15 protein-coding genes are annotated in these 12,307 nt (G+C 47.8%); 10 read left to right on the forward strand and 5 right to left on the reverse strand.

All coding sequences use genetic code 11. The features are described 5' to 3' along the window. The first annotated feature begins 35 nt into the window (after positions 1–35). The gene (locus ACLVWR_RS01595) at positions 36–356 is read left to right on the forward strand and encodes an RNA recognition motif domain-containing protein (RefSeq protein ID WP_413582208.1); all 321 of its coding nucleotides are present in this window, start codon (positions 36–38) and stop codon (positions 354–356) included. Positions 357–425: 69 nt separating this feature from the next. Further along, positions 426–647 carry a translation initiation factor IF-1 gene (infA, locus tag ACLVWR_RS01600; RefSeq protein WP_413575343.1) on the forward strand — a complete coding sequence of 74 codons (222 nt, stop codon included), beginning with the start codon at positions 426–428 and terminating at the stop codon, positions 645–647. Positions 648–650: 3 nt separating this feature from the next. Here the strand turns inward: infA and ACLVWR_RS01605 are convergent, their stop codons facing one another. Together ACLVWR_RS01605 and ACLVWR_RS01610 are read right to left on the reverse strand one after the other, a co-directional pair. Continuing rightward, complete coding sequence (locus ACLVWR_RS01605) at positions 651–1,844, reverse strand: RsmB/NOP family class I SAM-dependent RNA methyltransferase (protein WP_413582209.1); 1,194 nt, start codon at positions 1,842–1,844, stop codon at positions 651–653. Continuing rightward, positions 1,841–2,482: a hypothetical protein gene (locus ACLVWR_RS01610; RefSeq protein ID WP_413582210.1), complete on the reverse strand. Its 642-nt coding sequence runs from the start codon at positions 2,480–2,482 to the stop codon at positions 1,841–1,843. The genes ACLVWR_RS01605 and ACLVWR_RS01610 overlap by 4 nt, the downstream gene beginning before the upstream one ends. A gap of 158 nt (positions 2,483–2,640) precedes the next feature. Between ACLVWR_RS01610 and nrdR the strand changes: the two genes are divergently transcribed. Genes nrdR through ACLVWR_RS01635 form a run of 5 tightly spaced genes read left to right on the forward strand, consistent with a single transcriptional unit; the run spans position 2,641 to position 5,472 of the window. Then, entirely contained in the window at positions 2,641–3,225 is a 585-nt protein-coding gene (gene nrdR, locus ACLVWR_RS01615) for a transcriptional regulator NrdR (protein ID WP_413558070.1), read from the forward strand. Further along, positions 3,164–3,571, forward strand: a complete 408-nt coding sequence (gene nusB / locus ACLVWR_RS01620; protein WP_413582211.1) for a transcription antitermination factor NusB — start codon at positions 3,164–3,166, stop codon at positions 3,569–3,571. The genes nrdR and nusB overlap by 62 nt, the downstream gene beginning before the upstream one ends. Continuing rightward, entirely contained in the window at positions 3,571–4,023 is a 453-nt protein-coding gene (locus ACLVWR_RS01625; RefSeq protein ID WP_413582212.1) for a hypothetical protein, read from the forward strand. Before nusB ends, ACLVWR_RS01625 begins: the two co-directional genes overlap by 1 nt. A 42-nt stretch (positions 4,024–4,065) precedes the next feature. Next, positions 4,066–4,623, forward strand: a complete 558-nt coding sequence (locus ACLVWR_RS01630; RefSeq protein ID WP_413582213.1) for a GTP cyclohydrolase — start codon at positions 4,066–4,068, stop codon at positions 4,621–4,623. A 3-nt stretch (positions 4,624–4,626) separates the two neighbouring features. Next, positions 4,627–5,472 (forward strand): pyruvate, water dikinase regulatory protein, encoded by an 846-nt coding sequence (locus ACLVWR_RS01635; RefSeq protein ID WP_413582214.1) that lies wholly within the window; start codon positions 4,627–4,629, stop codon positions 5,470–5,472. A gap of 1 nt (position 5,473) precedes the next feature. Here ACLVWR_RS01635 and ACLVWR_RS01640 read toward each other — a convergent pair whose 3' ends face one another. After that, entirely contained in the window at positions 5,474–6,982 is a 1,509-nt protein-coding gene (locus tag ACLVWR_RS01640) for a phospholipase D-like domain-containing protein (protein ID WP_413582215.1), read from the reverse strand. Positions 6,983–7,216: 234 nt separating this feature from the next. Between ACLVWR_RS01640 and ACLVWR_RS01645 the strand changes: the two genes are divergently transcribed. Continuing rightward, positions 7,217–7,741, forward strand: coding sequence for a hypothetical protein (locus ACLVWR_RS01645; protein WP_413582216.1), 525 nt, complete (start codon positions 7,217–7,219; stop codon positions 7,739–7,741). Between the two features lie 69 nt (positions 7,742–7,810). Here ACLVWR_RS01645 and ACLVWR_RS01650 read toward each other — a convergent pair whose 3' ends face one another. Continuing rightward, the gene (locus tag ACLVWR_RS01650; RefSeq protein ID WP_413582217.1) at positions 7,811–9,646 is read right to left on the reverse strand and encodes a methyl-accepting chemotaxis protein; all 1,836 of its coding nucleotides are present in this window, start codon (positions 9,644–9,646) and stop codon (positions 7,811–7,813) included. A gap of 86 nt (positions 9,647–9,732) precedes the next feature. Continuing rightward, complete coding sequence (locus ACLVWR_RS01655; protein ID WP_413582218.1) at positions 9,733–10,632, reverse strand: LysR family transcriptional regulator; 900 nt, start codon at positions 10,630–10,632, stop codon at positions 9,733–9,735. Between the two features lie 80 nt (positions 10,633–10,712). Between ACLVWR_RS01655 and ACLVWR_RS01660 the strand changes: the two genes are divergently transcribed. Further along, a complete protein-coding gene (locus tag ACLVWR_RS01660; RefSeq protein ID WP_413582219.1) occupies positions 10,713–11,432 on the forward strand; it encodes an LPXTG cell wall anchor domain-containing protein in 720 nt (239 codons plus the stop codon). 75 nt (positions 11,433–11,507) lie between these two features. Next, the gene (locus tag ACLVWR_RS01665; protein WP_413582220.1) at positions 11,508–12,293 is read left to right on the forward strand and encodes a DUF3750 domain-containing protein; all 786 of its coding nucleotides are present in this window, start codon (positions 11,508–11,510) and stop codon (positions 12,291–12,293) included. The last annotated feature ends 14 nt before the right edge of the window (positions 12,294–12,307 follow it).

Here is a 12,307-nt window from a genome sequence, read left to right on the forward strand (position 1 = left end):
CTGCGAATGGCCCCAGCTTTTTTAGGAGGCACAAAATGGGAAAAAAAATATACGTCGGCAACCTTTCTTTTTCGACGGACTCTGATCAACTGACTTCGGTTTTTGCAGCACACGGAACTGTTCTTTCTGCAAACATCATCACTGATCGCGACACAGGCCGCAGCAAAGGTTTCGCCTTTGTTGAAATGGAATCTGATAACGAAGCTAATACTGCAATTGAAAAATTGAATGGTATGGATCTTGGCGGTCGCGCGATGAATATCTCTGAAGCGAAACCTCAAGAAAAACGCATGGGTGGCAACAGCCGTGGTGGAGCTGGTGGCCGTAGTGGCTTCGGCACACGTCGTTCTTACTAAGTTTTTTTAGATCCTATGGGGATTTGCTGTGCGCAAGTCCCCTTTTTTTTCACAACAACTGGAGGATCAATGGCAAAAGACGATTTGGTCAATGTAGATGGCAAAATAACTGATCTGAATGCCGGTGGTAACTACACCGTGAACCTTGAAAATGGTGTGGAAATCAGAGCCCGTCTGTGCGGAAAAATGAAGCGCTTCAACATCAAAGTTGTTGTCGGCGACCGAGTCACAGTGGGAGTTTCCCCCTATGACCCTACTCACGGCCTCATTCTTCATCGCCATAAATTTTAAAGACTATTTTCTGATTAGCAAGGCGGCGTAAAAGCCGTCATACCCTTCGCGATCAGGACGCAGGTGAATCTCTTTTTCAAGAGTCCATCCCTCACCATGCTCACTCATAAAGCGCGCAATTTGTTTTTCATTTTCAGAAGGCAACAAACTGCAAGTGGCATAAACCATCTTGCCGCCTTTTTTGGTCATCTTCGAGTACGACGTCAGAAGTTCGTATTGCAGAGTTTGCAAACGAGCGATTTCATCCTCCGTCAACTTCCACTTGGAATCGGGATTGCGACGAAGCACACCCATACCTGAACATGGAACATCCAACAACACGCGGTCTGCCTCTTCATGCAAACGCTTAATCACTTTGCTGGAATCAATCACGCGAGTTTCAATGATGTCGATGCCGTTACGGCGCGCGCGCACTTTCAACTCTTGCAATTTCCACTCGTGGATATCCATAGAGATGATGCGGCCTTTGTTTTTCATCAACGAAGCGATGTGCAAAGATTTACCACCAGCACCCGCGCAGGCATCCACCACGCGCTGACCTGGTTGCACATCAAGCATTGGCACAACCATTTGCGAAGCCGCGTCCTGCACTTCGAACATGCCTTTACGGAAGGCTTCAGTGATGAACACGTTACGACGCTCTTTAAGCTTCAATGCATAAGGCAATTCCGGAGAAACCGGCAAGGCTTCGATCTCGGCTTTTTTAAGTTCTTCGATCACTTGATCTGGAGTGAATTTCAAAGCATTCACACGCATGAAAACTTCAGCGGGCTTATTCAATGCTTTGACCACTTTTTCCCAGATATCGCCCAATTCCTGACGGCCGCGCGCATCCATCCAATCAGGAATGGATTGAGCCACCGGGAATCTTTCTTGAGCCTCTTTTTCGCGGGCTTTGATGAAATCGTAATTCAAGCCTTCGAACTCTTCCCAATCGGGGGGAAGATCGTAACCCATACGCAACCACTGAATACCCACGATGCGCCACATGTCGCCACTTTGGCCCATGAACTCCAGCAAGCGGTACCAGCGCACCACTTCGTAAACAGTTTCAGCAAAAAATTTGCGATCACGGGAACCCCACTTGGAGTGCCCCTTAAGATTGTATTGAATTACTTTATCGGCGTATTTGTTCTGGTCGAAGATTTCTTCCAAACCATTAACAACGGCCTCTGCGAGATGTCTGTGAATTTTCAAAATGTAAATACCAAGCCAGCGGCTAAAAAGGTTCCATTAAGCTGCCCTGAAGAGAGCAAAAACAGGGAATTTCTTAACCCAGCCTCAATGAAGAATCCAGTACTTTCAAAGACATTGAAAAAGCGTGCACCGGCAAGCAATTGATAATCCAATGTGAGCATTGATTTAGAGTTGGTTTGTTTCATGAAAATACCAAGCCCCGCACCGGCGCCAAAATAAAGTGGGAAACGTGAGCTGGCGTCCGGGAACATGATCACGGGTAAAAAGGAAATCTTGCTGGGGCTCTCGCCGCTAACTTTGTAGTCGTTGTATTCCATACGCAAAGCCAGATCCATGGAGTTATACCACTCCCCGACACGATAAGTGACACCGAAGCTGTTTTCACCCACGTTGTCTTCCTGACCATTTTTACCCCAATCGTAAGATTGAGAAGCCATGTAGCGACCATAGTGAAGAGCCAGGTAGTGATCCGAAGGACCGCTATTGTTGCCATTTCCACCACCCACATAAGTGGTGTCGTCTTCCGGGTTTTTTTGAAAATATTTCGCCGCTGCGTCTCTTCCGACCACGGGTTGTTGTGCGGAGGCATAGGAAGCCAACAATAATAGGGGCAAAATCACAGAAAAAACGTTCTTCATAAACACCTCGTACTCACAATTATCATAGCCAAAGTTTGGCCCCAGGCGGAACTCATTGCATGACAAAATGATGCAACAGGTCATTCATCCCGAGCCATTGACTCCCAGGGGGTCCCTCCCTAATTTAGGCCTAACCTTTTGGGACGGGACCAAAGACTATGAAATGCCCATTTTGTGGCCATGCCGATGACAGAGTTTTAGATACGCGAGTGCAGAAAGATGGCAGCATCCGTCGCCGTCGCGAATGCCTTGAGTGCAAAGCTCGTTTCTCGACAGTTGAAACCATCATGATCGCCCTCCCATACATCATTAAAAAAGACGGTCGCCGCGAACCATTCAGTAAAGAAAAAATTCTGAAAGGTCTATCCGCTGCGACCCAAAAACGTCCTGTCAGCGTCGCGCAAATCGATGCCGTGGTAGAGCGAATTGCAGCTTGGATCGTCAACCGTGGCGAATCCGAAGTGAGCTCTCGCCTGCTGGGCAAAAAAGTGATGGCCGAACTGAAACAGCTTGATGACGTGGCTTATGTTCGTTTCGCGAGTGTTTATCGTACCTTTAAAGACGTCCAGGAATTTGTTGAGACGCTTGAAGACGCTGAACTGCTTGATTTTGTCGATGCAAGTAATCCACAATTAAGCCTGACTGCGATGAACTTCGTTGAAAGCGAGAAAAAGCCAAATCATGAAACTGACAGCAAGACGACAAGCCCGGGAGCTCGCTCTCCAAATCCTGTTCCAAACTGAGTTCACGCCCACTATCAGCGTTCGCACGTTTATGGATGTTTTCGAAGAGTCTTATGACTCTGAGACGATCTCTTACGCCGATCTTTTGATCAAAGGTGTACAGGCAGATAAAGCCGCTGTGGATTCTAAAATCCAGGCTTCCAGTGCTCACTGGAAAGTCGAACGTATGGCCACGATCGATCGCAATATTTTGCGTATCGCCGTTTGGGAAATGAAATTCTCTGCCGACCCTATCAAAGAAAACATCGCCATCAACGAAGCCGTTGAGATCGCGAAAAAATACGGCACATCTGACTCTGCAAGCTTCGTTAACGGGCTTTTGGATCAAGTGAGCAAGGTCCACTAATGGCTTTGAATGTGCTTTCCCAAGCTGGCGCCCTGAATCCCGGATCTGATCTGTGGGTCGTGCCGCAACTTGGGAAATCACAATGGACTGGCAAGCTGGACTGGTATTTGAATTTCCAGCTGTGCAAGTCCTCCCGCCACCACTCCGCCAACGTTCCCGTTTTTTTGAACGAAGTGATTAAAGAAACGGAAATGCAAAAGTTCTATCGCCCGGTCGCAAACTCTGCACCGATGATGATTGCCACAGAAACCCTGCTTCCAAACAGATGGGTTGTTGTTGTTCCTTGGGACGACAATTTGGGCACTTGGTGTGAATCAATCTCCCAGGTTTGGAGTGGCTTGCAACAGCCCACGCTGCGTGTGTTTTTGCCACCTGGACAAAGTACCGGGAACTTTCAACAAGCCTGGGGCAAACTTCAATCCTTCCAGGATTTCACTGTCGTGCTTGATTAATCCTCCACAGTGGCTTCACAATGAAGTGAAGAGGATTGCATCATGGAACGTCTATCACAAGCTTTGGTCTCTAAAATCTCCACATTTCAAAAACGCCTTCAATCATTTTTGGAAAATGATTTCGATCCGCAATCTGAAGAGCGCGAACGCATTCAAACTGAATTCGAAGCGTCCCGTGACGAAGCACTGGTGCGCGGTCTTTCCCAAGGCTTACCAGAGGATCACATTGATCGCTCGATCGTGGTATTCTCCCGCCTGGCGATGTTATTTCAAGCCGGCATCCTTTTGGAAAATCACGATGGCAACTGGAAGGCTCAGGCTTTTTTTAACAAAGGTGTTTCTGAACTTTTCAAAAACAACTCCAAATCCTCGATCTCTTTGCCTAACGCCAGCTTGATGACGTGGCTTAAAACTGATGCCGCTGCAATATTGCGTAAGACCAATCTGCAACATCTGGATCCTGAAAACAAAACAACATGCCTGTTGATCAAAGTAACTCCTGATTTTTCATTCATTTTGTTCTCCGAGCTGCCGGACATCTGGTTGCAAAATCACACTGACAATGTTCGTCGTTCATTGATCAACGGATTTGCGGACTAACGAATGACTCCTGAAGCCAAAACCTACACCATCTACATTCTCTCAGACAGTACAGGTGAAACAGCGGCGACGATGATTCGCGCTGCTTTGGTTCAGTACTCCACCAAAGACATCAACATCATCCGCAGTAAAAATGTGCGCACTGAAGCTCAGGCCGAGGCCGTGATCGAAGAATGTTTCGAGCGTCGCGGAATGCTGGCTTACACCGTTGCCAGTCCGTCGCTGCGAAATAAAATTCGCGAGCACGCTTCCGGCAAGGGCATTCCGCATTTCGATTTGCTCGGACCTTTGCTAAGCACTCTGGATACTTTTTTTGGCGAGCACTCCGAGTCCCACGTGGGCGCCCTGCGTGCCGTGGACGAGCGTTACTTCAAGCGCATTGAAGCGATTGAGTACACTGTTAAACACGACGACGGAAAAACTTTTGCCGAGTTGGATAAAGCGGACATCGTTCTGGTGGGAATCTCGCGTACCAGCAAGACTCCCCTGTCGATCTTCCTAAGTCACAAAGGCTGGAAGGTCGCCAACGTTCCGTTGGTCTTGGATGCACCACTTCCCGAAGAGTTATTCAAAGTCGATCAGCGCCGCGTGGTGGGCTTGATCATTGATATGGATTCCCTGCAAAGAATCCGCAAAAGCCGTCTGGAAAAATTCGGCCAGGACACCGGTGGCCAGTACGCCTCGATGTCCCACATCGCCAAAGAAATTGAATTCGCAGAAAAGATCTTTAAACAAAACCGCCGCTGGCCGGTTTTCAACGTCACCGAGCGTGCGCTTGAGGAAACCGCGAGTGAAATCGTACGTATCATCGCGGCTCGCCTGGGCCTTCCGGACAGTGTGATTTTCTAGCCTATAATAAGAAGTCCAAAACGTTCGCCAATGGCAATGTCATCCAAAAAAGAACCTTCTTGGATAGCGGCACATTTTCGTGCATCGGGCGACCGTCTTCACGCAATCCATAACGATTCAGTTTTGCAGCGCCATCGATATGCTGCTGAATATTTTCCTGCAGGGCTTTTGCAAGCTTCGGATTATCACGGCAAATCAAAGCCATCTCGGCATTGATGTTAGTGGATCTGGGGTCCATGTTAAAAGTGCCTACCATGATCGTCTTTTCATCAATCACTGCACGCTTGGAGTGAGTCCCCCAACGCGAACCGCGCACCTCGGGAAGCACCGGATACACTGAAGGATTAATGGCCCCTTTGTGCATCCAAACATTCACTCCCAATTCTGTCCAACGGCGAATGCGCGTATCGAACACCGCCTGAGTATAAAAGGCATCCGTGGAATACAGACTGTTCGACACTACATTGATTTGAACTTTACGACGAATCAGATCATCAAGAATGGTCGAAATTTCTTTTTTTACGACAAAGTACGGTGACTCGATAAAGACTTTCTTTGTCGCCAGACTTGCTTCCAACGCCAGCTGCTTGCGCAGCACGCGGGTTTTCTCTCCCATGCCCGGAAAGTCCGCTGCGAAAAGAGTATCATTGCATATCGCCGTGGTTTCTTTGGCTAAAAGCTGCGCACCCAGGGTATCCACATAGCGGCGGACGCGGTGATCTTCCGGAGTCAACACGGTGAAAGCCTTGGCCTTGGCAGTGCCTTCCTTGTATCGGGAAACTTCGCCCTTAAAACGACTTAAGCTGATGCGTGCATCTTTGTCCTGAAGCGCCCAGGGATCATTTTGATAGTCATCACTTAGATTTGGAAAATCAGAAGGCCGCGGTGCTGAGACCACCGGGGCATTTTCAGTCAGCTCCGCATTCCAGAACTCCTCGAAGCTTTTAAGCATGTCCTGAACGATGGAACCCTTAACCACAATGTCTGTATCCAGAAAGTTATATTCGCGGCTTAGATCAAAATACTCGTCGGCGATATTACGACCACCGGTGATTCCTTCGATACCATCCACAATCAAAGTTTTACGATGGCTGCGGAACTGCACCGTCACCACACGCACCAAAACCGCCGGGTTGTAATAATGAACTTCAATCCCCGCCTCTTTCAAAACCGAAGCGTAGTATTTGTTCAGCTCAAAAATTGGCAAAGAGGTGTCCACGATAACTCGCACCTTCACACCTTGGCGCGCCTTGCGAATCAAAGCATCCGTGATCAGACGACCGGCGGTGTCGATGCTGTAGATGAAGTATTCCATTTCAATCGAACGCTTTGCGCCTTCAATCATATCCAGGCGCTTTTTTAAGGACGCAATACCGCTGTCAAGAATGGTGATTTGCTGAGGCTCGGTACGACGCCGATAGACCCCCTCAGAGTCCTTCATATTTCGTGCGGAAAAAGCAGTGCTCGCCAAGGTCATCATTGCTGCTACCAAATAAAACTTTAACTTCATATAGACCTCCGATCTGCAAATGCGGGATATTAGCAGGACTTATCAATGCAAATTCATGGCCATTTGAGTGCGGACTCACAGCTTCTGAGCTGGAGGAAACGGCAGTCTTGGGTAGTTTTTTCAAGGGTGTTCAAGTACTTAACACCTCGCCTTCAGAATACATAAAGCAAAGAAAATCCCTTCATGCGATGCTGGGACCGTTTTGTTCAACCAACCCAATGACAGGAGGTCATTATGTTTTCCAAAGTGCTGGCAGCCCTGCTGCTAACCTCAAGCTTCGCCATGGCATATCCAACAGTCGGAGACAAAGTAATGTGGAAAGGTGCCGAAGAAAAACTGGACGGATCAAAAACCGAAATGTCAGTCACCAAAGAAGTCACAAAATTTGATTTAACATCTCACAAATGGACCGTCAAAGTGGACACCACCAAAGGTGACGAAACCACCACAGAAGAAATCATGAAGTCCTGCCTGTGGTCGCCGGATGCCTGGCAGCACACCATGACGAATTGTGCGATGATGGGGGGCACTATGGAGGAAGTCGCGGTAACAACGGGCACCTATCAAGCCTGCCGTACCACGGTGACTGCTGACGACGGACGGATTATTAAAACATGGATGGGTGATGTTCCATTTGGTGTGATCAAGCACGAATTGACGGACGTGACTGCTGGAACAAAAACCACCTTGGCATTGGAATCCATCACAGAGGGTACTCCAGCACCAGAACCTGAACCACAACCAGAACCAGGAAACTAAGCAAAAAAATAGAGCGAGGTGACCACCCCTCGCTCTAAAACTTCCATTTTCAATTTTCTAATTTATCGACTAAGCAACGCGTTTATCTTCTCCATGAACAAAGACATTCATATCCACCGTGGCAGACTTCATATCATTTGCCTGATGGCTGATATCCGTGGAAGTCCCGGCAATCTCCTCTGAAGACGCTGCATTGGACTGCACCGAGGCATCCAGTTGATTCATCGCCTTTGAAATCTGCTGAATCCCTGTCGCCTGCTCTTCGCTCGCAGTCGAGATCTCAAGATTCAAATCCGAAACTTTTTTAACTGAAATAACAATGCCTTTTAAAACTTCACCAGAACGATGAGCCTGCTGAGCGCCGTTTTCAACTTTGGTCACGCTGGTTTTAATCAGTGTGTTGATATCTTTTGCTGCAACTGCAGATCTTGCCGCCAATGCACGAACGGCTTCCGCAACAACCGCAAAACCTTTCCCCTGCTCTCCAGCTCTTGCCGCCTCGACAGCAGCATTTAACGCCAGAAGATTGGTTTGGAATGCGATATCATCGATAACGTTGATGATCTCTTCGATCTCTTTGCTGGATTTCGCGATTTCCGTCATTGATTGAATCAACGCCTCCATCTCGACTTCACCCTTATGCGCTGACTCCGAAGACTGCGACGACAACGTTGCCGCCTGTTTTGCATTTTCAGAATTCATGCGCACCATGGAACTCATCTCTTCCAGGGCTGCGACCGTCTCTTCCAGAGAGGCTGCTGACTCACTTGCCGATTGGGACAGACTTTGACCTGCCAAAGAAAGCTGTTCAATGGCTGTGCTGACATTGTCGCCAGATGCCGAAAGACGATCTGTGATACGACTGACGGATTTGGAAATGTAGATCGCAATAAATTGAACTGCAACAAGAAGAATCAAAGTCCCGGCAATGGCGATGATAATTTGAGTCATCACCATGGAACGGGCATCAGCCATGACATCTTTAAGTGGAGTTCTGACCACCAATGACCAAGAGGTCTCAGTCAAGCCCATTGGCACCGGCGTAACCACGTACAAGAAGTCTTCCTTCAACTCCGGATCCACACCACTCACAACCAGGCCTTCACCTTTGGCAAAAGCCGCTTTGAATTTTTCATCATCTACTGCAAACTTGGCATTCTGAGTGATCATTTTGGAATCCGGATGCGCAGCAAAGTGCCCTTTGTCCGTCACCAAGTATGCAACTGATGATTCAAATGGCTTGATGTGAGAAGCTTCTTCCTGCAATGACTTCAATGGCAGGTCGACTCCCGCCGCTCCCACAAATTTACCATCCACAAAAATCGGCGCCACCGCTGAAGTCATCAACACCTGCTGACCATCCACCGGATAAAGATAAGGGTCCACCATGGTTTCCTTACCACGGGCTTTAGGCACAAGATAATAATCCCCCGCTCCCTGTTTTTCATAATCCAATAGCGGCGTCAGAACTGCTTTGCCTTCGGCGTAACTTAAATATGGAATAAAGCGACCCGTGCTATCATAACCAGGCGTATTGGCAAACTTGGCATCGTGTCCATCCCAGGCATTCGGCTCCCATGCGGTCCAAACACCAATCAAACTTTTATTGCTTTCAAGAATGCTTTTAAAGGTGTGTTCAACAGGGGTTCTCTCGACATGTTGATTCATTCGATTTGATCTTAAGTGCTGCGCCAGAACCCGCGCCGTGCCCAATCCTGCTTCCGCTTGAAGACGCATTTCATTGGCATAGGCCTTGGCAATCGCCGTAGTTTCATCCACAGCCTGCTTTTCAGCTGTCTTCAAGCTGTTTCGTGCAACAAGGAAGTTCATCGCCGTGAATACCAGAATGGCGATGAAGATGATTGGCACTGACATCTTAATTTGAATGGACGGTTTAACTTTCACAAAGCACCTTTTTCCGAAAAAGTTACCAAACTTGCGTCAACGTACTTTTCGGAAAAATGTGACTGTTTTTATAGACGAACCAAGGGCTAGGCTTTTTCCTGCCCTGCCAGCGTTGAGTAGAAGATCTCGACCAACGGCTTGTTGGTGGAGTTCTTTTTATAATAGAACGTCAAATCCATTTCATACGAAAGATCCTTAACGTAAACGCGATTCAGGCGCCCGGAGCGAACCTGTTTTTTCACGGAATGAGCCGGCAAAAATCCCCAACCCAATCCCGCTTCGATCACACGTTTCAATGTTCCCACATTCGCTGATTCGAAAATGGCATGGGCCTGCGATGCGTCCATCTTTTCCTTAAGGATGCGATTAAAGCGCGGGAACTCCTGAGTGAAATCCACCACCGGAAACGCATTCAAATCCTTGGATGTGATCTGCTGAGGCATTTTCTCATCTTTACTAGACCCTACAAGCCACATCTCTTCCTTTACCAGGAACTTTTGTTCGCAGCCTTCCATGTCTTCTGCAAATTCCAACTTGGTTTCAGGCAGAATGATCACATCATATAAGGACTTTTTAAAATTCTTGATCAGGTCCTCGCCGGATTCATAGTCGATTTTAAGAGACAAATCCGGATTGTGGCGCATAAGTCTGCCCACAATCGGACTCATTAAATGCAGACCAATCGAGTTCAGCGTCCCAATTCGCAATTGTCCTTTCATTTGATTTCCGATGGACTTAATGGCGATTTCCGCCTGTTGGGTCAAATGAATGATCTTTTTGGCATAATCAAACAAGACTTCACCCTGAGGTGTAGCCTTGATCTGGCGAACGCCACGAACCAAAAGCTCCACACCTAGATCTTCCTCCAGATTGCGGATCTGCTGACTGACTGCAGGTTGAGTCAAATAAAGCTTATCGGCAGCGGCAGTCATGCTGCCCTCGCTGATCACAGTCACAAAGGTTGTCAGCTGATACAGGTTCTTCACAAGATTTTTCTCCTTTGAGATTTGATCCGGGCGGCTTTTGTTATTATACTTACAATCGTCTGCATCTGGAGGAATCAACAATGAAGTTACGTTTGTTAGCGCCGCTCGCAATTATTCTACTCAGTTTTAGCGCCAATGCAAAAGTCTTCCGCAACGCCTACATCTCTTTTGAGCTTCCAGAAACCTGGAAGTGCAATCTTGAACAAACCGAATGGGTTTGTCGAAGCGAACAGAACAAAGAATCCAAAGAAGCTATCATCATTCTGACCGCTAAAGAGGTGGGTCCCACAGACACCTATCCGCTTTACCAGGCACATTTGGACTCGCCAATTTCAATCGTCACCAAAGGTGGCGGTTCTCTGACTTCCAAAGTGGTTTATAAAAGCAAAAAAGAAACCATTAACGATCAAGTCTGGATCGACGCCTTGCACATGAACTCGGAAATACCGAACTACTTCACTCGTTACGTTGCAGCGATCAAAGATAAGATTGCCATTTTGGTTACATTCTCTGCTCACAAACAATACTACACAAAGTACAGCTCTGACTTTTTCAAAGCCGTCATGAGTTTGCGTGTGATCGCTTCTAAAAATCTTTTGGCCAAGCCTGAACTGGGTCCGTTGCGTCCTGGTAGTGGGACATTTGGCGAAGGTATCCAAGGAGCCATGCCTGAGGATATGTACCAAGACGGTCCTAAAACCGGCAAATCCAACAAGGGCATGTTGTTATTCGGAGCCCTTTTGCTAGCTGCTTTGGGCGCCTTTATTTTCCTACGTGCGAAAAAGAACAAGCGCAAATAAGAGAAATCGTTATTTTCCTTAAGGGGTGTGATTTTCACACCCCTTTTTTGTTTCTTTTCAGATATTCTTATCTGTATGAAGATCAAAGCTACCACCCTGTTGGGTCTATTCTTAATCGCCTCATCTTCCGCCACAGCCAACGACTGGAGAACTGCTGATCGCAGCTCCGTGGGAATCGCACCGACTCCCCAACAAGAACCTCGCGCGGTTGTACAAATCTATTCCGCACGCACCTATGGATGGAAAGGCAACCTGGCCGTTCACTCATGGATCGCCTATAAAAATGCGAACGCACCAGACTGGAATGTTGTTGAAGTGATCGGTTACTACGCCAATCGCGGCCTGCCGGTCATTCGCCAAACACAGCGTCAGCCGGATCAAAAGTGGTTTGGCAACGACCCGACACTGCATTTGGATGTTCGAGGTTCCGCCGCTGAAGAAATGATTCCGCACCTGGTGAAATCCATCGAAAGCTATCCCTATCCACAGTCTTACCGCATCTACCCTGGCCCCAACAGCAACACTTTTGTTTCGTATGTCATGAGAAACACGCCAGGCATTTATACGGATCTTCCACCTCATGCGGTCGGCAAGGATTGGATTGGCAAGGGTCAGCCGATAGGGATCACTGAATCAGGCACCGGAGTACAGCTTTCGATTTTTGGCCTGCTTGGAGCCAGCATCGGATTGGCAGAGGGCATTGAATTGAATTTTTTGGGCATGAGCTTCGGAATCGACTTCGCCCGCCCGGCTTTGAAACTTCCTTTTATCGGAAGAGTGGGAATGAATGACAAACCCATATTTTCAAATGACTCAACCGAAGTCCCCAAAAAAAATCAGCCGGGTGAAGAACCCGGCTAATTTCAGAAGTACTT

This window comes from Bdellovibrio sp. HCB288 (genome assembly GCF_047305935.1).
In the GTDB taxonomy this organism is placed as follows: domain Bacteria; phylum Bdellovibrionota; class Bdellovibrionia; order Bdellovibrionales; family Bdellovibrionaceae; genus Bdellovibrio.

Bases quoted from the DNA above. Each gene is read 5' to 3' on its own strand.
- ACLVWR_RS01595 (WP_413582208.1), top strand. From the start codon at position 36: ATGGGAAAAAAAATATACGTCGGCAACCTTTCTTTTTCGACGGACTCT.
- infA (WP_413575343.1), top strand. From the start codon at position 426: ATGGCAAAAGACGATTTGGTCAATGTAGATGGCAAAATAACTGATCTG.
- ACLVWR_RS01610 (WP_413582210.1), bottom strand. From the start codon at position 2,482: ATGAAGAACGTTTTTTCTGTGATTTTGCCCCTATTATTGTTGGCTTCC.
- nrdR (WP_413558070.1), top strand. From the start codon at position 2,641: ATGAAATGCCCATTTTGTGGCCATGCCGATGACAGAGTTTTAGATACG.
- nusB (WP_413582211.1), top strand. From the start codon at position 3,164: ATGAAACTGACAGCAAGACGACAAGCCCGGGAGCTCGCTCTCCAAATC.
- ACLVWR_RS01625 (WP_413582212.1), top strand. From the start codon at position 3,571: ATGGCTTTGAATGTGCTTTCCCAAGCTGGCGCCCTGAATCCCGGATCT.
- ACLVWR_RS01630 (WP_413582213.1), top strand. From the start codon at position 4,066: ATGGAACGTCTATCACAAGCTTTGGTCTCTAAAATCTCCACATTTCAA.
- ACLVWR_RS01635 (WP_413582214.1), top strand. From the start codon at position 4,627: ATGACTCCTGAAGCCAAAACCTACACCATCTACATTCTCTCAGACAGT.
- ACLVWR_RS01640 (WP_413582215.1), bottom strand. From the start codon at position 6,982: ATGAAGTTAAAGTTTTATTTGGTAGCAGCAATGATGACCTTGGCGAGC.
- ACLVWR_RS01645 (WP_413582216.1), top strand. From the start codon at position 7,217: ATGTTTTCCAAAGTGCTGGCAGCCCTGCTGCTAACCTCAAGCTTCGCC.
- ACLVWR_RS01660 (WP_413582219.1), top strand. From the start codon at position 10,713: ATGAAGTTACGTTTGTTAGCGCCGCTCGCAATTATTCTACTCAGTTTT.
- ACLVWR_RS01665 (WP_413582220.1), top strand. From the start codon at position 11,508: ATGAAGATCAAAGCTACCACCCTGTTGGGTCTATTCTTAATCGCCTCA.